This is a genomic window from Mesorhizobium sp. 1B3 (assembly GCF_050958605.1).
Taxonomy (GTDB): Bacteria; Pseudomonadota; Alphaproteobacteria; order Rhizobiales; family Rhizobiaceae.
The window spans coordinates 19,395-39,926 of sequence record NZ_JBJHDO010000003.1 but is presented as its reverse complement, the minus strand read 5'-3'; the positions used below and the strand labels follow the sequence as shown (position 1 = coordinate 39,926).

Genomic DNA, 20,532 nt, shown 5'->3' with positions numbered 1-20,532 from the left:
GGGAGCGACCTGCCCGGGGTCGCCCGTGTCGATGCCGCGCAGTGAACCGCCTCATCGGTCGAATGTGGCATAGTTCAGCCACGCCCTCATCCGGATCAGAATTTTCCGGATTTCCGCGAAGCTCTTCCAATGGTTGGTGTAGACGGCGACTTCTGCAGTCGATCCGCCGGGTAGCTGGAATGCCGAGAGATCATCGACAACATCGATGACGGCGAGAAAGCGCCCCGGAGGGATGTTCTCGGGCGGCGACATCAGTCTGCCCGATGGCTCCAGCTGCCCTTCGGCCATCGCCTGAAGGATCCTGTCGACCTTTCCGTGGAAGACCCGTCCCGGTATGGCCGCAAAGGAGATTTCCGCCAGGTCTCCCGGTGCGACCCGCTGAAGCGCCGCCTGTTTGAAAGCGGCCGCAAAAACATACCGGTCGGAGTGCACGAAAGTCATGATCGGCACTAGCGGCAAGTTGACCGCCCGCATCCCGGGCCGCAGGAATATCTGGGTCGCATAGCCATCGGTCGGAGCCCGGTATACACTCTGCTCCAGTTCGAACGCCGCGCGTTGAAGCTGTGCTTCCAGCTCGGCGACGTTGGTGTCGGTTCCATCGATCTCCGAGGTGGCTGCTAGGCGTGCCTGATCTTCCTGGGCAATCGCAGTGGCAAGGGCAGCCTCCGCGCTTAGATACACTTGCCGCCGATTCTCGACCTGTGCTTCGGAGAAGGGTGCCGCCCGACCGCCGCGCAGGTCCGCGTCAGCGTAGCGCTGGTATTCATCCTTGGCCTGGTCCCGGGATGCTTGGGATTGGGCAACGAGCGCGGTTGCCGCCTTCAAAGCCGCCTTGCGCTCCAGGACTTCCTGCTTCGCCTCCGCAAGCGCTGCCTTTCGTTGCGCGACCGCATACTCGAATGGTCGAGGATCGAGCCTGAAGAGGACGTCCCCTTTCCTGACAGGAACATTGGGTGCCACGGGCACTTCGATGACCTCGCCATTGACGGAGGGCGTAATGGGAGTGGCGTAGAAATAGAGACGGGCTTCCGTTGTAAACGGATGATTGTAATTCATCATAATCAAAATGCCGCCGACGATGAACAGGCCTGCGACCGCAGCCGTCGTCACCGTCCATTTGTTAAGCCGCACCCTGAAAACGCGGAACACCACGATGCAAGCGGAGAGGTAAATGAGGAGAAGGAGCGTTGTCATTTATCCGCTCCCTTACTCGGGAAAACCTGCTTCTCAAGTTCCGCGATTCGGCTCTCGAGCCTCTCGCCAGCTCCTGACCCCATGCCCCAGCCGCGATCGGGCCGGTACATCATCGCCCAGATCCATAGCAACGGCCAAATGGCGTGAAGCGTGAACAAGCTCACCCATCCTGCTGCTTCGATGGCATCCTGATGTGGATGATCACGCGATCTGGCGATCTGGTAGGGTATGTCGTGGATGGCAATCAGGCCGTAAGCCAAAACGACAACGATGAAAATGAGCAGTGCAAGCGCAATGTAGCTGAGGACCATCTCTGCCTCATAGGTTGAACTCAGGAAGTGCCGCGGTCGTGGTAGTCTTCAGCCGTCTTATTTGTATTGGTGAGAGGGCATCGAACGGTCGTATCGAAAACCGTCTACTGAACCAACGACGCGCGTTCGTCTCGGACTGCTACCGGGCCGCACCGGTAAACCGGTGGTCGAGCCGAATGCACCAGTTTGCGTATTCAATTCCGCGAGCTGTGGCGCGAGAAACCTCATATAACGATCCCGGCAGGCTATCATGGTGGTGGTCTCTGGCAAAGCTGTCGTCGGATTCGGATTTGCGCCGCCGGATAACTTCGGGAGTAGTTGAAAGTAGATCGTAATCTTCGGGCGTGGCGGGTCGTTCGCCCTGTTGAAGTCCGCGTGTTCCGGGAGCCGCTGCGGCGGTCGAGCAATAGGCCGCTACGCCTGAAGGGCTTTAGCCCCAACGACGTCTAGGAATGCGCTATCTTATCTAACGGCCTGTCCGAAATAGCCGGCGATAGGACGCGGCAGGACTTTGAATTTAAAGATAGCCTTGCCGTTGTTAAGCAAATAAGGTTTGCCACTGTGGCGGGCTGCATTGGCGCTCTTTGTGGCGTCGTCGTTGTTAATTGGTCTCGCATCGCCCGCCCGGGCCCAGGACCACAACGCGATTAATGAAGCGAACAACCCACTGACGCCTAAGGTCACGATCAACCTCCACAACTATTACGTGCCGGAACTGACCGATCTCGACGGTCGACGAGCCAATCAACTCCTATTGCGTGGCCTCATTCCGTCTGACCTTTTTGGCGTACCGCAACTATTCAGGTTCACGCTTCCGATCGCCACTGCGCCGGAATTACCGAATGGCTATATGACAGGGCTGGGCGACCTGACCCTGATGGATATGTTCGTTTTCCCAAAGGTAGGCGCAACCACCTTCGCAGCCGGTCCATTGCTGGTCGCGCCGACCGCGACCGATGACTTGCTTGGAGCCGGCAAATGGCAGGCAGGTGCGGCGGGAGTGGTGATCGCCCCTCAGCGTTGGGGCCTCCTCGGCGGTTTGGTGACCTATCAGGCCTCCTTCGCGGGGGACGACGACCGAGAGGATGTGTCATTGGTGACCCTCCAGCCGATCGTTAACTTCAATCTTTTCGACGGCTTCTATCTTCGTTCCACCGCGATCTGGAATTTCGACATCGAGGGTGGCGACTATTCGATCCCGATCGGCTTCGGCATCGGCAAGGTCATCCCGATCAACGACAAGGTGACGATGAACGCCTTCATCGAACCGCAATACTCCGTCTTCAGCCATGGCTCAGGCCAGCCGGAGTGGCAGATCTTCGCCGGTGTGAACTTTCAGTTCTCGATCGGTAGATGAGGCTGCAGTTGCCAAAGCTTCGGCGAGCGCCATTGAATTGGGTAAAAGCAGCACCGGGTATTCTCAAGTTTGAAATGGCAATGGGGAACACTGCCGTGCAAAAGCAGCCTTATCTCGACCAATGGCCGACTGTTTGCTCCTTTGCGTGATGGCATTTATGTCCGCGACAGTTGCATATCATTTTGAGGTGGAGAGCGGGAAAAATCGACGCACTTCGCCGCAGCAAGGATGCCGGAAAGGTGGTGTTCAGCCTAATGCGTCCCTTGGCGCAAATACTACGCAACTCACCCCATGCGGCGCGTAGTCGAGCTTGACTGACCCGTTGATTTCCGCGGCGAGATTGTCTTCGATCAATCGCGTCCCGAACCCCTTACGGCTGGGGGGCGCGACATCTGGCCCGTTCCGTTCTTGCCACAGCAGCCGGAACTCTTCACCACCGGGCCCAGGTTCCAGCGTCCATGTCAATTCGACGTGCCCATCATCATCCGAAAATGCGCCATACTTTGCCGCATTGGTCGCAAGCTCATTCATCGCGAGCGCGAGCGCGAATGCCTGTCTGGAGCCAAGGGTAAGCGCAGGACCGGTAGTCCGGAATCGGCGCGCATGGGATTCTACGTAGGGGCCAAGAACCTCTCCGACGAGCGTCGATAGATCGGCGCCTGACCAGCCGGAGTCGATAAGAACCTCCTGAGCACGAGCATAGGCTTCGAGGCGGGCGTTAAACGCGGTCCGAGCTTCCTCGATGGAAAGGCCGGAGCGGAGCGTTGCGTTGGCGATCGCCTGGACGACAGCAAGGTTGTTCTTCAACCGATGCCGCACTTCACTGGTCTCGGCTTTGGCGGCCAATGTTCGCGCGCGTTCTTTCTTCATTTCCTTGGCATGCAGCCGAATTTCCGTTGCACGGTCGGCGGCAACATCCAGAGCGTCGGTGTCTGCCTGCCGGAGCAGCGCCCGCAAGCGGGCGAGCTCTTGCACAAATTCCGCATCTCTCGCAGAAATTTCGTCGTGCGGCTTGCTCATCCATCGCCTCTGGCGCCCACGATAGTCTGTCATCGGGTTGCCTTCAATCCAGACCCGGCGAATCGCCGCCGGCCAAATCTGCCCCGCTCGAATCCAGGTCGCGGTTGCCGCTTATCCGACCAGAGGACTGACGGCGGTTACTGCAAGCGTCTCGCCGCCGAGCGAGGATCATCTTCCGTCAGTATCAGTGGTATTGCATCGACCGATTCATCGGCACGATCTATATGCATCCCGGCATGATGACCTCGCTGCTCACCTTGATTGTCGATTTCCTCACGGCGTATCCTCATGTCGCCTATCTTGTGGTTTTCCTGCTCGCCGTTTCCGAAGCAATCCCCGTCGTCGGCGTCCTGATCCCCGGTTCGGCTGTCATCGTCGCCCTCAGCGCCCTGACGCCCAGCGGCGTCCTCGTGCTGTGGCCGCTGCTGGCCGCCGCGACGACCGGCGCGATCATCGGCGACGGCGTCGCATTCTGGTTGGGGCGACGATACCAGCGCCAGATCCTCGGTGTCTGGCCGATCAGCAGCTATCCGGATCTGGTCAAGCGTAGCGAGGCCTTCTTCGCCCGGCACGGCGACTGGAGTGTTTTCCTGGCCCGTTTCACGCCCGGTGTGCGTGCGCTCATTCCACTGCTGGCCGGGGTGCTTGGCATGCGGGCCGCTCGCTTTTATGTCGTGAATATCGCTTCAGCGCTGGTCTGGGCTCCGGCTCATGTCATCCCGGGCATGCTCGTCGGCGCAACGATCGGTATCCTCGGGGCTGCTGCGAAACCCCTCGCCATTCTCGTCGTGGTCGTGGTCGTCACGGGTTGGCTGGCGCTCTGGGTGGTTCGACATGCATGGCGCCGGGGAATGCCTCTGCTCGCGGGGGGCGCGGAGCGGGTCAGGGACTGGGCCGCTGCCCGCGATAATCCGGCAAGCCGCATTTTAGCGGGCCTGCTCGATCCAGACCGGCGGGAGACAAGGGTGCTCGCGGCACTCCTGATCGTGGTCGTCGGCGCCGCCTGGCTTTTCACCGCGATACTGCGGGACGTGGTTAGGGGCGATCCGCTGGTCCTCATCGACAATGCGATTTATCTTGCCCTTCAGGAACTGCGCTCGCCCCCGGGCGACGCGATCATGATCGCCATTACAGAACTTGGCGACACGACGGTCGTCGTCGCGGTTACATTCATCGTCTTCCTCTGGTTCGCGTGGAAGCGTGCTTGGCGTAGCGCTTCGTACTGGCTTGCAGCGGTCGCTGGGGCCTCGGCCATCAATACTGCGATCAAAGTCGCGCTCCATCGGGCGAGACCGGTCGAACTGCACTATACCGGATGGAGCGCCTTTTCGTTTCCGAGCGGTCACAGCACGGTCAACTGGGTGCTGTATGGTTTCTTCACCTTCCTGGTCGTGCGAGGCATCGCGCCGATCTGGCGGCTCCCCATCATCCTTGTTTTTGCCAGCCTTGCACTCCTCATAGCCTTTTCCCGACTCTATCTCGGCGCCCACTGGTTCTCCGACGCGGCCGGTGGCCTGGCCTTCGGTTCGGCCTGGATCGCGTTGCTTGCGCTCTTCTACCTGAGACGTCCCGCGGAACCTTTCAGGTCGGGCAGGCTGCTCGCGGTCGGCTGCGCGGCCCTCGTCCTTGCCGGCGGGCTCAACATATACGCCAACCATGCGAAGGACACCAAGCGTTACGCGGTCGAGCGTACGGTCCCGACAATCGCTGCGGAGGAATGGTGGACTTCCGACTGGCGGCAACTGCCGGCACGACGTGTCGATCTTACCGGCAGCACGAGGGAACCGTTGACCGTGCAATGGGCCGGAAGCCTCCACGACGTGGAGGATGCACTGGCGCCGCTGGGCTGGCGCATAGCTCCGGCTTGGACCGCGATTTCGGCCCTGTCGTGGTTGACCCCGACGCCCGATCCGCAGGTGTTGCCTGTGGCACCCTTGTTTGCCGGCGGACGTTTACCGGGCTTGAGCATGGTTCGGGACGGCGAAGCCGGGTCGCGCCTGGTGCTTAGGCTCTGGGAGGTCGATCTCAGGCTGGCAAACGGACAGGCCTCCCCGCTCTGGATAGGATCGGTACTCGAGGAGCGGTTTACGCATCCTTTCTCGATGGTGACGCTCGCGCGGGTTCAGTCGGATGTCGATGGACCACGCATGGCGCTTGCGAGCGCTGCTACGGAGCAGCGCCTGGTGGTGCGCAGCGAGGTGGGCGCCGATTGGGACGGGCAGGTCCTGCTTGTCCGTCATCGCAACCGAGAACCTTGATCGGAGCGCAAAAAAAGCCCCGCCGCGGGGGAGTAACAAGGGGCGAGCGCGGCAGGGCGAGTTATCTCAAGTCGAGCGATGTCTTTTGCCTAGGATGGTTCCATCATAGATGACACGCCTATACCCAGGGCGCTCCGGTGATCTTGTACAGGTGGCGGCCGTGAGGGTCTCTGCGGAAGATGGGGGCCGCTTCCGTATGTCCGGACTGTTATCCCTCCATACGACCCTCACAGCTACTACTTATGATGACATGAATTGCGGCAAATACAATCGGAACGATGAAATTTCGCACCGAAATAAATATCTTTTTGGGTGGGCTTTTTATTTTCTTTCGATTTTGCTGCGATTTTCTTTCGTTTTCTTGGTGCGGTATTTCGAAATGCCGGGAAAAGTGTTCGTGCCCAAGACATAGCGCGACCCGCGGCCAATGCCGCGGGTCGCAAGCCATTGACGATCCTAGAACGGATAGTGCTGCTTGGGGTCTTCGATCGTTACCCAGCGCAGCTCCGTGAACTCGGCGATGCCGGCATTGCCGCCGAAGCGGCCGTAGCCGCTCGCTTTCACACCGCCAAACGGCATCTGCGCCTCGTCGCCGACCGTCGGGCCGTTGATATGGCAGATGCCGGCTTCGATCCGGCGGGCCACTGCCATGGCGCGGCGCACATCCTGGCCGAACACGGCCGAGGAAAGGCCATACTGAGTGTCGTTGGCGAGCGCGATGGCATGTTCCGTATCGCGTGCGCGTACGACACAGACGACGGGTCCGAAGGATTCATCGTAGAAGAGGTTCATCTCCGGCGTGACCTTGTCGACAACCGTCGCCGGCATGATCGTGCCCTCGGCCGGGCCGCCGGCCACAACGACGGCGCCCTTCTTTACCGCGTCCTCCACGAGTTCGTTCACGCGGTCCACGGTCGAGCGGGAGATCACCGAGCCCAGCACGACATGATCGCGCGGGTTGCCATGAGGCAGCGCCTTGGCCTTGGCTGCAAAGGCCGCGACAAAGGCGTCGGCGACCTTCTCGTCGACTATGATGCGCTCGGTCGACATGCAGATCTGGCCCTGGTTCATGAAGGCGCCGAAGGCCGCGGCATTGACGGCGGCTTCGATGTCGGCGTCATCGAGGACGAGCAGCGGCGCCTTGCCGCCGAGTTCGAGCAGGACGGGCTTCAGATGCTCCGCCGCGAGCTTTGCGATGATCTTGCCTACCTTCGTCGATCCCGTGAAGTTGATCCGCTTGACCTGCGGATGCTCGACCAGCGCCGCGACTACTTCCGGCGCGTCCTTTGCGGCATGCGTGACGACGTTGATGACGCCGTCAGGCACGCCGGCTTCGCGTAGGACCTCCCCGATCATCAGATGGGTGTGCGGGCACATTTCCGATGCCTTGAGCACCACCGTGTTACCCGCCGCGATCGGCATGGCGACGGCGCGCACGCCCAGGATCACCGGCGCGTTCCAGGGTGCCATGCCGACGATGACGCCGACGGGCTGGCGCAGCGCCATGGCAAGCGAACCCGGCTTGTCCGAGGGGATGACCTCGCCCTTGATCTGGGTCGTCATGGCGGCCGCCTCGCGCAGAATGCCGGCGCCCAGCTTGACGTTGAACCCGATCCACGGCGCGGTGGCGCCGGTCTCGGCCATGGCGACTTTGATGAACTCTTCCGCTCGCGCCTCCATGAGGTCGGCGGCCTTGTTGAGGATGGCTCGCCGGGCGTTCGGGCCCGTTTCGGACCAGCTTTCGAAGGCGCGCGCCGCAGCCGCCACGGCGGCGTCGACATCGGCCTTGCGTCCGGCCACCGCCCGGGTAGCGACATCGCCGGTCACCGGATCGTTGCGCTCAAAAGTCTCTCTATCCTCCGGCCGCGCGCTTCCGCCGCCGATCAGCAATCCGATATCCAAGTTATTCTCCATTCCTCACGATTTTGGTTGCATCAGTCGGCATCCGCCGCCCGGATATCCGGGGATGGGGAGCCGTAAAGCCCGCTGATGACGGCTTGAGCCGCCGATCGCAATCGATCGGCGGCGGTCGAGAGCGTCGCTTCATTCAGACGGTGCGGCGGTCCGAAGACGGAGAGGCCGCAGATCAGCTTTCCCGTCCGTCCCAGGACCGGAACAGCGACTGCAACGATCCCGGCATCCCTTTCTTCGTAGTTGTAGGCTGTCTTGGTCCTGCGGACCTCGCGCAGTTCGTCAAGAAGCTTGTCGCGGTCCACGATCGACGCCGGCGTCGCCTGCTTCAGCACGACCGCATCGAGGTATTGATCGAGCTTGGCCTCGTCCATGAAAGCAAGCCAGAGCTTGCCATGGGCAGTGCAATAGGCCTCGAGCTTGCTGCCGACGCGGATGTCGACGAAGAGCGGATGGGGCGAAGCTGCCTTTGCGATGCAGACGACCATCTGGCCATCGAAGCCTGTCGCCATGCTCGCTTCCTGAATGTCCTTTGTCACCCCGATGAGTTGCGGTTGCAGGATGGCTGCCAGGTTTGTCTCTTCCGTCGCCTTCTGCGACAGGTCGACCAGCGCGTAGCCCAGCCGATAGCGCCCCTTGTCGACCGCGACCAGCGCTCCCACGCTCTCCAGCGTTCTCAGGAAACGGTGCGCCGTGATGAAGTTCATGCCCAGATTCTGCTGGACATAGCCGGCGGTGATCTCCGCCCGGGAGGCATGAAACAGGTTCAGGATGCCGAAGGCTTTCACCACGGAACCGTTCAACGGAGTCGTCATCTGCCTTCAGCCGCGTGTGGGAGGTTATTGGGGGCAAACCATGTTCGTCATCGTTTCGGATGTTGACGTCATTTTCCGATCGTGTCAATGTTTTTGAAATTGGCATTTCACATATTGAAATCAGGAGTTCGGGTGGTGCAATCGGCACGAGATGCTCGCCGGGAAACGTCCGGCGCGGAGCAGGCAGGAGTTCAGCGTGCGGACATGACCGCCGGCGGCGCCCTCCTCGCGCGGCTGAAGGCAATCGGGGTCGACTATATCTTCGCCAATTCCGGGACAGACTTTCCGCCGATCATCGAGGGGCTGGCGGAGGCGGAGGCGAAGCAGGTTCCGCTGCCGGAAGCCTTGGTGATGCCGCACGAATCGGCGGCGATGGGCATGGCATACGGCTACTATCTCGCGACCGGCCGTTCGCAGGCCGTGATCGCCCACACCAATGTCGGCCTGGCGAACTGCGCCATGGGCGCGATCAACGCGGCAGCCGAACAAATTCCTGTCCTGCTTTTCTCCGGCAGGACGCCGACCACCGAGAAGGGGCGGCTGGGCTCACGCACCGTGCCGATCGGCTGGGGACAGGAGATGCGCGACCAGACGGCGCTCGTGCGCGAGGCATCGAAATGGGACTACGAACTGCGCGAGCCCGAGCAGATCCTGGAGATCGTCGACCGTGCCTATGCGATCGCCAACTCGACGCCGCCCGGGCCGGTCTATATAAGCCTTCCGCGAGAAGTCCTTTGTGAGCCATGCCCGACAGGCGAGCTCGAGCGTCCGCTATCGATCGCTCCGGCTCGCGCCTTCGCATCGCCGTCCGGCCTGCAAGAGGCGGCCGCCGTGCTCGCCGCCGCGGAGCGCCCGCTGATCATCGTGCAACGAGGCTGCGGCAATGCAGACGGCTTTGCCGCGCTCCAGGCCATCGCCGAGGACTGGGGCATCCCCGTCCTGCAATATTGGGCGATCCAGCTCGGTTTTCCGACCGACCATCCGATGTCGGCCGGCGCCGATCCGGCGCCTTGGGTCGAGGAGGCGGACGCGATCCTCGTCATCGACGCCATCGCGCCCTGGTCTCCGGACATCCATCGCCCGGCGGCTGGCTGCAAGATCGTCCATGTCGGACGCGATCCGCTTTATGCTCGTTTTCCGATCCGCAATTTCCAGTCGGATATTTCGCTGGTCGGCGACGTCGGCGAGACGCTCGTGAGCCTGCGCGGCGCGATGGGACCGCACCTCGCGACCCGCCAAACCGCGATAGATGCTCGGGCAGCAAGTCTTAAGCCCAAGCTCCGCGCGATGCGGGCCCGCACGCTGGAAACCGCGCAGGCGGGCGGCGGCCCCTCGATGACGAAGGACTTCGTCAGTCTCAAGCTGTCCCAAGCCATTGCCGGCAAGGACGCGACGGTATTCTCCGAGCTCGGATGCCCGCTGATGCCGCTGTCTCTCGACCGCCCGGGAAGCTGGTATCAGGAGCCGCATTCCGGCGGGCTGGGCTGGTGTTTTCCGGCTGCGCTCGGCATGCAGCTTGCCGACCGCAAGCGCCTGATCGTCGCCACCATGGGAGACGGGTCCTACATCTTTTCCAATCCCGTCGCGTGCCATCAGATCGCCGAGGCGCTTGAGCTGCCGCTCCTCGTCCTCGTGCTGAACAATGCCGAATGGGGAGCCGTGCGCCAGTCGGTGCTGGGCATCTACCCCGGCGGCTACGCCGCAAAGACGAATCGCATGCCGCTCACATCGCTTTCGCCGACGCCCGATTTCACTGCCGTTGCAAGCGCGAGCCGCGCCTGGGCAGCTGTCGTGGAGAATGGCGAGGACCTCGAAGCGACCCTGGCCGCCGCGATCGACCACATCGAAACGAAGAAGACCCACGCATTGGTCGAGATACGCGTTCGACCATAATCATCCACCCATCTGCACATCGGGAACAGTCGCGCAGCGGCGATCGCAAGATGCCCGGACTTGAGGCGCGCCCAGGAGAGAGAATTGTCGGTTAAGGAAAACGCAATCACGAAGGTACTGGCGACGCCGGTCTACGTTCCCTGCACCCTGGAAATCGGCCCGATTTCGAAGCCGGCAAAGCTCTCCGGCCTCGTCGTTGAGCTCGAGACCGCCGACGGCTTGGCGGGACACGGCTTTACCGCCATCACCGACGAGGAGATCGTGGCAGCCGCAATCAACGAAGTCGTGGCGCCCAACCTCAAGGGGCGGGACGCACTGTCGCGCGAAGGCATCTCCGAGATGCTCTATTGGCTGCTTACGCCGCGTGGCCAGACCGGCTATGCCAGCCACGCCATCTCAGCAATCGATATCGCCCTTTGGGATCTTGCCGGCAAGCGGCTGAACCAGCCGGTGTGGCGGCTGATCGGCGGCGCGAGGCGGGAAGTGACCACCTATACGACTTTCGGCTTCGGAGCGCTCGACCGCGACGAACTGGCGGCCGCAGCGCGTCACCTGGCTGGAGCGGGGCATCGCCGGCTCAAGATGGTGGTCGGCCAGCATGCGCTTGCCCGCCGGGACGAGCCGCGCCCGCTGGAGAGCGTCATCGAGGAAGATATCCGCCGCGTCCGCGCGGTGCGAGAAGCTGTCGGCGATGAAGTCGAGATCTTCATTGACGCGAATTGCAGCCTGGACGCCTATCACGCGCTGCGTCTCGCCCGGGCGATCGCGGACTGCAACGTCTCCTTCTTCGAGGAGCCGCTGAAGGGCAACGACATTCCCGGCCTCGCCGAGTTCCGCCGGCAGGCTTCGATGCCGGTGGCAGCCGGTCAGAATGAGGGGCAGCTCTTCCGTTATCGCGACATGCTGGTGGCGGGTGCGGTCGACATCCTTCAGCCCAATGTCTGCATCGGCGGCGGCTATACGGGCGGCATGAAGGCAGCAGCGCTTGCCCAGGCCCACGGCATAACCATCGACAATGGCGGGGCTTTCCCGTTCCACAACATGCATCTGCATGCCGGCATGGCGAATGGCGGGCTTGTGGAATGGCACCTGGTTTCAGTCTCCATGTGCCAGCAACTGTTCAAATCCTTGCCGCAGCGCAGCGGCGACCAGCTCGTGCTCCCCGAGGCCCCCGGCCTCGGCTTCGAGCTCGATCAAGACGGACTTCGCGACATCGGGCGCCTGCCGACATCGTTCGGCAAAGGCAAAGGATGACGCGCGGCCGGTAACCGCCAACACCACCCCCATAAGTGGAGGAAATACCCAACATGAAGAGTATCGTGAAATCGGCGATCGCCGCGGGCCTGATGTCCGCCCTGCTGCCGGTCGCCTCTGCCCACGCGGAATGGAAGCCCCAAAAGCCGATCGAGCTGATCGTCTCGGCGGGCCCCGGCGGCGGCACGGACCAGTTCGCCAGGACGATCCAGTCGATCGTCCAGAAATACGAGCTGGCCGACGTGCCGATCATCGTCACCAACAAGGGTGGTGGCGCCGGCGCCGAAGCCTTCCTCGCCGGCAAGGCCGCAGGCAACGATCCGAACAAGCTGATGTTCGGCAACAACAATGCCTGGCTCCTGCCGATGAAGGCGAAGGTCGCCTACACCATGGACGATTTGACGCCCGTTGCGGCGATGGCCGGCGACGAGTTCATTCTCTGGGTGCCGAAGGATTCACCTTACAAGACCGTTGGCGAGTTGCTTGCCGCGGCGAAAGAGAAGCCGCTGAAGATGGGCGGCACCCAGTCGAAGGACGGTGACCACATTCTCACGGTGTTGATCAACGAGGCGAGCGGCAGCCAGTTCACCTACGTTCCCTTCAAGAGCGGCAACGAAGCCGCCGTGCAGCTCGCAGGCGGTCACCTCGACGCCAACACCAACAATCCGAGCGAAAATCTCGGCCAGTGGAAGTCGGGTGCCGTGCGCGCGCTGTGCGTCTTTGCTTCCCGTCCGATCCCGGACGAACGCAAGGTTGCCGGTGACATGGCGCTCTCCGACATCCCGACATGCGCTTCGCAGGGCCTGCCGATCGAGGACTACATCCTGCCGCGCACGATCTTCGCCGCGGGCAAGCTGACCGACGACCAGAAAGCATTCTATACGGATCTGCTCGGCAAGGTGCGCGAGACCGAGGAATGGAAGACTTTCCTCGAGAACACCGCGCAGGTAGACCTCTTCGCCACCGGCGAGAAGCTCGACACGCTCATCAAGACAGATGCGGATGCGTCCAACCGCATCTTCGAACGCGAGAACTGGCGGGTGAACTAACCCCAAGCTCGAAGCGCCGGCCGTGCTTGCCCTCCACAGGCGCGGCCGGCGCTTCCGTTTCCGTCCCATCCATCGAAGAGGCAGGCCATGCAACCGGATGATCGTCCGCTCCTCAGCCGCCGCACGGCGGAGCTTTCCCTTGCATTGATCGCCATTCTGGCAGGCGCGATCGTCATGGGGGGCGCGCTGGAGAACAATATCGGCTGGGACGCGTCCGGTCCCGAGGCCGGTTACTTTCCCTTCTATGTCGGCGGCGTAATCGTCCTGGCAGGCCTCGGCGTTCTTGTCGAAGCCTGGTTCAAGGCCGACCGTAACGAGTGCTTCGTGACACGCAGGCAGCTTTCACGCATCGCGTTTTTCTTTCTGCCGATCGTGGCCTATGTGATCCTCTCGGTCGTGCTCGGACTTTATGTCGGGTCGGCTCTCTATCTCTTCGCCGTGATGTGGCTGCAGGGCAAATACGGTGTCCTGCGCTCGGCCGCGCTCAGCATCGCCGTATCGCTTGCGTTTTTCGTGCTGTTCGAATGGTGCTTCCAGATGCCCCTGCTGAAGGGTCCGCTGGAAGCCGCGCTCGGCATCTATTGAGGTCCTTGCCATGGGCAATATCGAATATCTCATGCATGGCTTCGGCGTGGCGCTGTCGGGCTACCACATCGTCCTGATGCTGGCTGGCGTCCTGCTCGGCATCCTCGTCGGCGTGCTTCCCGGACTTGGCGCCCCCAACGGCGTGACTCTGCTCCTTCCGCTGACCTTCACGATGGAGCCGATCTCGGCGATCATCCTCCTCACCAGCATGTATTGGGGCGCGCTGTTCGGCGGCTCGACGACCTCGATCCTGTTCAACATTCCGGGCGAGCCGTCTTCAGTGGCCACCACGTTCGACGGCCATCCCATGGCCAAGCAGGGCAGGGCGGCCGAGGCGCTCACCTACGCTTTCTGCTCGGCCGGCGTCGGGGCGCTTGCCGGCGTCATCGTGATTACGCTGGTCGCGAGCTGGGTAGCCCAATTCGCATTGCGCTTCTCGCCGGTCGAGTTCTTTGCCGTCTACCTCCTGGCGTTCGCGAGCTTCGTCGGCCTGGGCGGCTCGTCGCCCGCCAAGACAGTTCTGTCCATCGCCATCGGACTCGCCTGCGCGACGGTCGGCATGGATACCGTGTCCGGTTCGCTTCGCCTCACCTATGGCATTGAGGACCTGATGCGTGGCATCTCCTTCCTCGTGGCTGTGATAGGCTTGTTCGGCATCGGCGAGTTGCTGCTCACCATGGAAGAAGACCTGCGCTTCGATGGCGTCTCCTCCAGGATCAGCCCGCGTGTGGTCTTTGCAACGATCCTGAAGCTTCCGCGCTACTGGCTCGCCTATTTGCGTTCGATCGCCATCGGTTGCTGGATGGGCATCACGCCGGGCGGCCCGACCGCGGCCTCCTTCATGAGCTACGGCATCGCCAAGCGCGCCTCGCGCAACCGCGAGAAGTTCGGCGCCGGCGAGCCCGAGGGCGTGATCAGTCCCGAGACGGCGGACCATGCGGCCGGTAGCAGCGCCATGCTGCCCATGTTGGCGCTCGGTATTCCGGGTTCGGCCACGGCAGCCGTCATGATGGGGGGGCTGTTGATCTGGGGCTTGACGCCCGGACCGATGCTCTTCATCGAACAGCCGGATTTCGTGTGGGGCCTGATCGCCTCCATGTATCTCGGCAACGTGGTCGCCGTCGTCCTGGCGCTTACAACGGTTCCGCTCTTCGCATCGATCCTAAAGGCGCCTTTCGCCATCATCGGGCCGGTTATCGTGATCGTCTGCGTCATGGGCGCGTACACGGTGGCGTCGGCCTCGTTCGATCTCTGGCTGCTCCTGATCTTCAGCGTACTCGGCTACCTCTTGAAGAAGCTGAGCTATCCGCTGGCGCCGCTGGTGCTGGCCATGATCCTCGGCGATAAGGCGGAGGACGCGTTCCGCCAGTCCATGCTGCTCTCGGACGGGTCGCTGCTGGTCTTCTGGTCGAATCCGCTGGCCGCCACCATCACGACGGCTGCGCTCATCCTGCTCGTCTCTCCGGCGATCGGATGGATGCGCCGCAAACGTCGCGCGGCATGAGGCGGATCGATGAGCGTCTATACTCTCGACGACGTCCGCGACGCCGCACGACGGCGCCTGCCGAAGCTTGCCTTCGATTTCGTGGACGGTGCGGCCGGCCGCGAATCCTCCAGCCGGCGGTCGGAAATCGCCTTTTCCGACTTGCTTCTCATGCCGCGCGTCTTGGCGGGGGCGGAGGTCCGTTCGACGGAGACCGAGCTTCTCGGCGCATCCTATTCCGCGCCCTTCGGCATTCCGCCGATCGGCCTGGCCGGCCTTTCCTGGCCGGGAACGGACGTCGCGCTGGCGCGGGCCGCCGGCAAGGCGCGTATTCCTTACATTCTTTCCACGGCGGCAACGACCTCGATCGAGGATATCGCCCGGGCCAATCCGGACAGCTGGTTCCAGATCTATGTCGGCAAGGATCAGCAAATCGTCGACAACCTGCTTGATCGCGCCGAGCAAGCCGGCCTGAACACCCTTGTCGTCACCGTCGACGTGCCGGCTCCGGGCAAGCGCGTTCGCGATCTTCGCAACGGCTTCACCTTGCCGCTGAAACTGACAGCGAAGAGCATGGTCAATCTGGCCATGCACCCGCGCTGGTGTCTGGCGGTTCTACGCCACGGCGCCCCGCGATTTGCAAATCTCGAGCGTTACGCCGAGAAGGGGTCCAGCACTCAATCGCTGGCCGCGTTGATGGCCGGGCAGAGTTCCGCCCGTCTGAACTGGGAACTTCTGGCGGCGATCCGCCGGCGCTGGTCGGGCAGGATGATCGTCAAGGGCGTGCTCAATCCGGAAGACGCGCTCCGGCTCAGGCAAGTCGGCGCGGACGGCATTGTCGTTTCCAATCATGGTGGACGCCAGCTCGACGCGGCCCCGGCGCCGATCTCGATGCTGCCTGCAATCCGGGCCGCGGTGGGAGCTGGCTATCCCGTGATGATCGACGGTGGCATCCGATCGGGCGAAGATATCGCCAAGGCTCTCGGACGGGGCGCGGATTTCGTCTTTGTCGGCCGTCCCTTCGTCTTCAGCGTCGCCGCCTGTGGCGCGGAGAAGGGGCCCAGGCTCGTCATCCGTACTCTGACCCAGGAGCTGGACAACGTGATGGCGCAGCTCGGAGCGACCAGCGTGGAGGCGCTCAAGTCCTTGAGCTGACGGAGTGACATTGATTCCTGTGGGCATTCTGTGGTCGCAGGCTCTCCGAAGCTGCGTGAACATACGCCACCACCGGAAAGCAGCCTAGCCCGACACCTCTATGAGTTTCCGGATCAAAGAGCACTCGAGTGATCGGCCGGTTGGTTTCAACAGGGATTTCGAACCGGGACCGTCAAGCACCGCCTGATCCGAGGACGAATATCAGAAAAAGAACGACAAAAATCACAGCGGCTGCTGCGACGCCCCACATCATTATTTTTCTGGTGCCGCTTTGCTCTTCTTTTCGCGATAGATCTTCCGGCATGGCCCTGATCCTTGTTGTGAAGCTCATGATCGAGCAACGCGCCTTGGCGGGGCTGGTTCCTAGCAGGTGAAGCCGAGCTCAAAGCGCTGGGCAACCAACGATCCCTGAATTTTGCCGGCGTGGAGAAGAGGGCTAGCTCGCCGCCCTCATTAGGCGAGGACAGCGGGTTCGGATCCGACCGCCACTCTCGGGCGGGGATCTATTCGCCGAGCGGCCGGAACAATACAGCTGGAGTGCTGTTCGGTCGGTTTCCCGAACGGAGGCTCCCATGTTCTTGCGCGTAGACAAGCTGCAGATCGAACTCCCCGCACCAGATCGACAAGACCCCAACGCCGCCGCGGCTCTTCAGGAGTTGCTGGGCGGGAAATACGGAGAGATGTCCACACTTGGGAACTATCTCTTCCAGAGCTTCAATTTCCGGTCAAAGAGCAAGCTGAGGCCATTCTACAGCCTGGTCGCGGCGATCACCGCCGAAGAGCTCGGCCATGTCGAGTTGGTTTGCAACGGAGTCGCCATGCTTGCGAACGGCCCGGATGTACCCGATCGCGATATGGTCGGACCGACCGATATCACCGGCGCCCCATTCGACAAGATGAAGGATGCCAGACTGGCCGCCGGCTTCCTGTCCCACGGCGGCGGCGCAGTGCCGATCGACTCGAACGGCCTGAGTTGGAACAAGGATTTCGTCACGACGACAGGCAACGTCATCTTCGATCTTCTGCACAATTTTCATCTCGAGTGCGGGGCCCGGCTCCACAAGCTGCGCGTGTACGAGACCCTCTCGGATCCAACCGGAAGAGAGATTTGCGGCTATCTGCTCGTGAGGGGCTCGGTGCATGCCCACTCCTACGCCCTTGCCCTCAAGAAGATAACTGGCGTCGAGATCGAGAAGATGCTTCCGACGCCCAACATCCCCCTGGCAAACATCCCCGAGAGCCAGAAATATCTGGAAGAAGGCTCACACCGCCGGCTCTACACGTTCAGCCCCGAGGATTACCGCGAAATATCAGGCATCTGGGGCAACGGAGAAATGGCTCTCCCTGATGACCCTCCGGGTGAGCTCGAGGTGGTCGAGGGAATGCCTGACGGCGGGAAAATCCAAGAACTGGTTGGCGAGCCATCCGCCTTCACGCCGGACTACGCGCCGGAGGAAATGTTCGAGATCGCAACCAAGCTCTACCAGGCATCGCGGTAGAACGACCGCGGGAGGGAAAGCCAGAAAACCCGTCGAGAAGGGCGGACGGCAACGCCGCCATTCTCGACGCCACAAATTCCGGCCGGGACAAAGCCGAAAAAGTGGCCGCCTGCGTTCGCGTGGCCGACGCTTGTCTACTCCGTACATACAATCTACATACATGTGAGCGGATGACGACAGCGGCGGAACGATGACTGGAACAAGCTGGACACCTTCCATCTCCAGAGGCGCGGGGCCTCTCTATCTGGCGATCGCCGATGCACTGTCGGCCGACGTCACGTCGGGCCGGTTGCCGGCTGGCTTCCGGCTCCCTCCACAGCGGGCGCTTGCCGAACAACTTGGGATCGATTTTACCACAGTGAGCCGCGCCTATGCCGAGGCCCAAAGGCGTGGCCTTGTCGAAGGACGTGTCGGGCAGGGCACTTATGTCCGGGCCCGGCGGCCCGCCAATTTCTCGCCGACGCCAAGCGGGCATATCGACATGAGCATGAACTTGCCGCCGCGGTTCGACGATCCGGATCTTGTCGCCCGGATGTGGGACGGCGTGGCGGATCTCGGAATGCATGACGGGCTGGATCTCCTGCTTCGCTATCAGGAGGCTGGCGGCGCGGTGCGCGACAGGGCGGCAGGTGTCCAGTGGCTTGCGCCGCGGTTGGGGGGCATCGACGTCACTCGGCTGGTTGTCTGCCCAGGCGCGCAAGGAGCGCTGCTGGCCTTGCTGGGATCGCTCGCCGCACCCGGAGAAACGATCCTTGCCGACCAGTTGACCTATCCGGGATTCCGCGCGGTCGCCGATTACCTGCGGATCCGCGTGGTCGGCGTCGGCATGGATGACGAAGGCTTGGTTCCAGAAGCACTGGAGGAACATTGCCGGGAGGGAGCGCCGAAGGCGCTCTACATCAACCCGACGCTACACAACCCCACCACGATCACGCTTTCGCCAGCGAGGCGCGAGCGCATCATCGCGATAGCGCGGCGGCACGATTTACCGATCGTCGAGGACGATGCTTACGGGGCTTTGCCCGCCGAGCCGGTGCCGCCCTTCGCGGCGCTCGCCCCGGACATGGTCTATCATGTTGCCGGGCTGGCGAAATGTCTGGCGCCGGCCTTGCGGGTTGCCTATCTGGTCGTTCCGCGGGATCGTGGCGCGGGGCAGGTCGCAAGCGCGGTCCGCGCCACCGCGGGCATGGCATCTCCTTTGACGGCGTCGATCGCCACCCGATGGATCGAGAGCGGGATCGCCCAATCCGTGCTCGCGGCGATCAGGAAGGAAGCAGGTGAGCGGCAGCGGATCCTGTCGCGAATCCTACCCCCCAGCCTGGTTGAGACAGATCCGGCGGCTTTCCATGCCTGGCTCAGGCTCCCGGCGCAGTGGAGCCGCGCCGAATTCGCGACCCGTCTTCGCTCGGCTGGGATCGGCGTGGTGACCAGCGATGCCTTCGCAGTCTCGGGACCGGCGCAGGAAGCCGTGCGCCTCGGGCTCGGCGCTGCCTCCGACCAGCAGGCCCTCGCGACGAGCCTGCGCATCGTCGCCGATCTGCTTGGCCAGCAGCCCGCCATGTCGGCGATGGTGGTCTAGCGGATCGGCTCGCTGTCAGGCCGTCAGGCCGGCGAGGTTCATCAGGAACCGGAAGGCGAGTGCGACCGCGCCGAGGGCCAGCACGCTCGCCGTCCAGATGAGGATGAGCCAGCCGATGCGTTTCGGTAGGGAAGCCGGTGCTTCGGTCGGCTCGCGCATCAGTGATATCCTTCCCCAGCTTTCACCTTGCCGCGGAAAACATAATACGACCACGCGGTGTAGGCGAGAATGATCGGGATGATGAATAGCGCCCCGACGAGCGTGAAGCCCATGCTCTGGGCCGGGGCGGCCGCCTCCCGGATCGAAACGTCCGGCGGGATGATGTTCGGCCAGAGGCTGATGCCGAGCCCGCTATAGCCGAGGAACAGCAGAAACAGCGCGAGCAGGAACGGCGCGACGTGCGGCTGACGGTCGAGCAATCGCAGGATCGCCCATCCGCTCACCAGAACCAGGATCGGAACCGGTGAGAAGAAGACGATGTTGGGGTAGCTGAACCATCGCTCGGCGATGTCGGGATGGGCGAAAGGCGTCCACAGGCTGACGATGCCGATCACCACGAGGAGAGCGAGCGTCGCCGGACGCGCCAGCGTCACCATGCGTTCATAAAGCGGGCCTTCGGTCTTGATGATCAGCCAGGTGCAGCCGAGCAGTGCGTAGGCGACGAGCAGGCCGGCGCCGGTGAACAGGCTGAAGGGGGTGATCCAATCGAGCGCGCCGCCGGCATAGGCGCCGTTCTCGATCGGGAAGCCATCGAGAAAAGCGCCAAGCGAAACGCCCTGGAAGAACGTCGCCACATAGGAGCCCCCGGCGAACGCCTTGTCCCAGAAAGCCTGGTGATGCACGTCCGCCTTGAAGCGGAACTCGAAGGCGACACCACGCCAGATCAGGCCGAGCAGCATGAGAATCAGCGGCAGGTATAGGGCACTCAGGATTACCGAATAGGCCAGGGGGAAGGCGGCCATGAGCGCGGCACCGCCCAGGACCAGCCAGGTCTCGTTGCCGTCCCATACCGGTGCGACCGTGTTCACCATCACGTCGCGGTCCCCGCGGTCGCGCACGAAGGGGAACAATATGCCGATGCCGAGATCGAAACCGTCCATCACGACATACATCATCAGGCCGAACGCAATGATGACGGCCCAGACAACCGGAAGATCGATACCCATGGG

The 20,532-nt window shown here is 62.5% G+C and carries 18 protein-coding genes; 10 read left to right on the top strand and 8 right to left on the bottom strand.

Annotation, left to right across the window (positions count from 1 at the left end; translation table 11 throughout):
- Window positions 1-51 precede the first annotated feature (51 nt).
- Together ACCO56_RS09250 and ACCO56_RS09245 are read right to left on the bottom strand one after the other, a co-directional pair.
- Window positions 52-1,194, bottom strand: a complete 1,143-nt coding sequence (locus ACCO56_RS09250) for an HlyD family secretion protein (protein WP_433639941.1) — start codon at window positions 1,192-1,194, stop codon at window positions 52-54.
- Window positions 1,191-1,505 (bottom strand): DUF3302 domain-containing protein, encoded by a 315-nt coding sequence (locus tag ACCO56_RS09245; RefSeq protein WP_433639939.1) that lies wholly within the window; start codon window positions 1,503-1,505, stop codon window positions 1,191-1,193. The genes ACCO56_RS09250 and ACCO56_RS09245 overlap by 4 nt, the downstream gene beginning before the upstream one ends.
- 574 nt (window positions 1,506-2,079) lie before the next feature.
- On the opposite strand from ACCO56_RS09245, the gene ACCO56_RS09240 reads away from it, so the two are divergent.
- Window positions 2,080-2,862 carry a hypothetical protein gene (locus tag ACCO56_RS09240; RefSeq protein ID WP_433639937.1) on the top strand — a complete coding sequence of 261 codons (783 nt, stop codon included), beginning with the start codon at window positions 2,080-2,082 and terminating at the stop codon, window positions 2,860-2,862.
- 246 nt (window positions 2,863-3,108) lie between these two features.
- Here the strand turns inward: ACCO56_RS09240 and ACCO56_RS09235 are convergent, their stop codons facing one another.
- A complete protein-coding gene (locus ACCO56_RS09235; protein WP_433639936.1) occupies window positions 3,109-3,882 on the bottom strand; it encodes a sensor histidine kinase in 774 nt (257 codons plus the stop codon).
- Between the two features lie 236 nt (window positions 3,883-4,118).
- Here ACCO56_RS09235 and ACCO56_RS09230 point away from each other — a divergent pair, with 236 nt between their 5' ends.
- Window positions 4,119-6,140: a VTT domain-containing protein gene (locus ACCO56_RS09230; RefSeq protein ID WP_433639934.1), complete on the top strand. Its 2,022-nt coding sequence runs from the start codon at window positions 4,119-4,121 to the stop codon at window positions 6,138-6,140.
- Between the two features lie 456 nt (window positions 6,141-6,596).
- Here the strand turns inward: ACCO56_RS09230 and ACCO56_RS09225 are convergent, their stop codons facing one another.
- Both ACCO56_RS09225 and ACCO56_RS09220 read right to left on the bottom strand, forming a co-directional pair.
- Entirely contained in the window at window positions 6,597-8,042 is a 1,446-nt protein-coding gene (locus tag ACCO56_RS09225) for an aldehyde dehydrogenase (RefSeq protein WP_433639932.1), read from the bottom strand.
- A 32-nt stretch (window positions 8,043-8,074) separates the two neighbouring features.
- Entirely contained in the window at window positions 8,075-8,866 is a 792-nt protein-coding gene (locus tag ACCO56_RS09220) for an IclR family transcriptional regulator (RefSeq protein ID WP_433639929.1), read from the bottom strand.
- A 204-nt stretch (window positions 8,867-9,070) separates the two neighbouring features.
- Here ACCO56_RS09220 and ACCO56_RS09215 point away from each other — a divergent pair, with 204 nt between their 5' ends.
- From ACCO56_RS09215 to ACCO56_RS09190, 6 genes are all read left to right on the top strand, one after another.
- Window positions 9,071-10,759 (top strand): thiamine pyrophosphate-requiring protein, encoded by a 1,689-nt coding sequence (locus tag ACCO56_RS09215; RefSeq protein ID WP_433640850.1) that lies wholly within the window; start codon window positions 9,071-9,073, stop codon window positions 10,757-10,759.
- Between the two features lie 84 nt (window positions 10,760-10,843).
- A complete protein-coding gene (locus ACCO56_RS09210) occupies window positions 10,844-12,013 on the top strand; it encodes a mandelate racemase/muconate lactonizing enzyme family protein (RefSeq protein ID WP_433639928.1) in 1,170 nt (389 codons plus the stop codon).
- 53 nt (window positions 12,014-12,066) lie between these two features.
- Entirely contained in the window at window positions 12,067-13,062 is a 996-nt protein-coding gene (locus ACCO56_RS09205) for a Bug family tripartite tricarboxylate transporter substrate binding protein (RefSeq protein ID WP_433639925.1), read from the top strand.
- 87 nt (window positions 13,063-13,149) lie between these two features.
- Window positions 13,150-13,647 carry a tripartite tricarboxylate transporter TctB family protein gene (locus ACCO56_RS09200; protein WP_433639923.1) on the top strand — a complete coding sequence of 166 codons (498 nt, stop codon included), beginning with the start codon at window positions 13,150-13,152 and terminating at the stop codon, window positions 13,645-13,647.
- Between the two features lie 10 nt (window positions 13,648-13,657).
- Window positions 13,658-15,151, top strand: a complete 1,494-nt coding sequence (locus ACCO56_RS09195; RefSeq protein ID WP_433639921.1) for a tripartite tricarboxylate transporter permease — start codon at window positions 13,658-13,660, stop codon at window positions 15,149-15,151.
- Window positions 15,152-15,160: 9 nt separating this feature from the next.
- Complete coding sequence (locus tag ACCO56_RS09190) at window positions 15,161-16,285, top strand: alpha-hydroxy acid oxidase (RefSeq protein ID WP_433639918.1); 1,125 nt, start codon at window positions 15,161-15,163, stop codon at window positions 16,283-16,285.
- A 172-nt stretch (window positions 16,286-16,457) separates the two neighbouring features.
- On the opposite strand, the gene ACCO56_RS09185 is transcribed toward ACCO56_RS09190, so the two are convergent.
- A complete protein-coding gene (locus tag ACCO56_RS09185) occupies window positions 16,458-16,589 on the bottom strand; it encodes a hypothetical protein (RefSeq protein ID WP_433639917.1) in 132 nt (43 codons plus the stop codon).
- 268 nt (window positions 16,590-16,857) lie between these two features.
- On the opposite strand from ACCO56_RS09185, the gene ACCO56_RS09180 reads away from it, so the two are divergent.
- Entirely contained in the window at window positions 16,858-17,784 is a 927-nt protein-coding gene (locus ACCO56_RS09180; protein WP_433639915.1) for a manganese catalase family protein, read from the top strand.
- A gap of 190 nt (window positions 17,785-17,974) precedes the next feature.
- Entirely contained in the window at window positions 17,975-19,363 is a 1,389-nt protein-coding gene (locus ACCO56_RS09175; RefSeq protein ID WP_433639913.1) for a PLP-dependent aminotransferase family protein, read from the top strand.
- A 15-nt stretch (window positions 19,364-19,378) separates the two neighbouring features.
- Here the strand turns inward: ACCO56_RS09175 and ACCO56_RS09170 are convergent, their stop codons facing one another.
- Together ACCO56_RS09170 and cydB are read right to left on the bottom strand one after the other, a co-directional pair.
- Complete coding sequence (locus tag ACCO56_RS09170) at window positions 19,379-19,522, bottom strand: DUF2474 domain-containing protein (protein WP_433639910.1); 144 nt, start codon at window positions 19,520-19,522, stop codon at window positions 19,379-19,381.
- A complete protein-coding gene (gene cydB, locus ACCO56_RS09165) occupies window positions 19,522-20,529 on the bottom strand; it encodes a cytochrome d ubiquinol oxidase subunit II (protein WP_433639907.1) in 1,008 nt (335 codons plus the stop codon). Before cydB ends, ACCO56_RS09170 begins: the two co-directional genes overlap by 1 nt.
- Window positions 20,530-20,532 lie beyond the last annotated feature (3 nt).

Excerpts from the sequence above, each read along its gene's own strand:
- ACCO56_RS09220 (WP_433639929.1), bottom strand. The coding sequence starts at position 8,866 with ATGACGACTCCGTTGAACGGTTCCGTGGTGAAAGCCTTCGGCATCCTG.
- ACCO56_RS09185 (WP_433639917.1), bottom strand. The coding sequence starts at position 16,589 with ATGCCGGAAGATCTATCGCGAAAAGAAGAGCAAAGCGGCACCAGAAAA.
- ACCO56_RS09195 (WP_433639921.1), top strand. The coding sequence starts at position 13,658 with ATGGGCAATATCGAATATCTCATGCATGGCTTCGGCGTGGCGCTGTCG.
- ACCO56_RS09200 (WP_433639923.1), top strand. The coding sequence starts at position 13,150 with ATGCAACCGGATGATCGTCCGCTCCTCAGCCGCCGCACGGCGGAGCTT.
- ACCO56_RS09180 (WP_433639915.1), top strand. The coding sequence starts at position 16,858 with ATGTTCTTGCGCGTAGACAAGCTGCAGATCGAACTCCCCGCACCAGAT.
- ACCO56_RS09235 (WP_433639936.1), bottom strand. The coding sequence starts at position 3,882 with ATGAGCAAGCCGCACGACGAAATTTCTGCGAGAGATGCGGAATTTGTG.
- ACCO56_RS09215 (WP_433640850.1), top strand. The coding sequence starts at position 9,071 with ATGACCGCCGGCGGCGCCCTCCTCGCGCGGCTGAAGGCAATCGGGGTC.
- ACCO56_RS09250 (WP_433639941.1), bottom strand. The coding sequence starts at position 1,194 with ATGACAACGCTCCTTCTCCTCATTTACCTCTCCGCTTGCATCGTGGTG.
- ACCO56_RS09170 (WP_433639910.1), bottom strand. The coding sequence starts at position 19,522 with ATGCGCGAGCCGACCGAAGCACCGGCTTCCCTACCGAAACGCATCGGC.
- ACCO56_RS09245 (WP_433639939.1), bottom strand. The coding sequence starts at position 1,505 with ATGGTCCTCAGCTACATTGCGCTTGCACTGCTCATTTTCATCGTTGTC.
- ACCO56_RS09175 (WP_433639913.1), top strand. The coding sequence starts at position 17,975 with ATGACTGGAACAAGCTGGACACCTTCCATCTCCAGAGGCGCGGGGCCT.
- ACCO56_RS09190 (WP_433639918.1), top strand. The coding sequence starts at position 15,161 with ATGAGCGTCTATACTCTCGACGACGTCCGCGACGCCGCACGACGGCGC.
- ACCO56_RS09205 (WP_433639925.1), top strand. The coding sequence starts at position 12,067 with ATGAAGAGTATCGTGAAATCGGCGATCGCCGCGGGCCTGATGTCCGCC.
- ACCO56_RS09230 (WP_433639934.1), top strand. The coding sequence starts at position 4,119 with ATGATGACCTCGCTGCTCACCTTGATTGTCGATTTCCTCACGGCGTAT.
- cydB (WP_433639907.1), bottom strand. The coding sequence starts at position 20,529 with ATGGGTATCGATCTTCCGGTTGTCTGGGCCGTCATCATTGCGTTCGGC.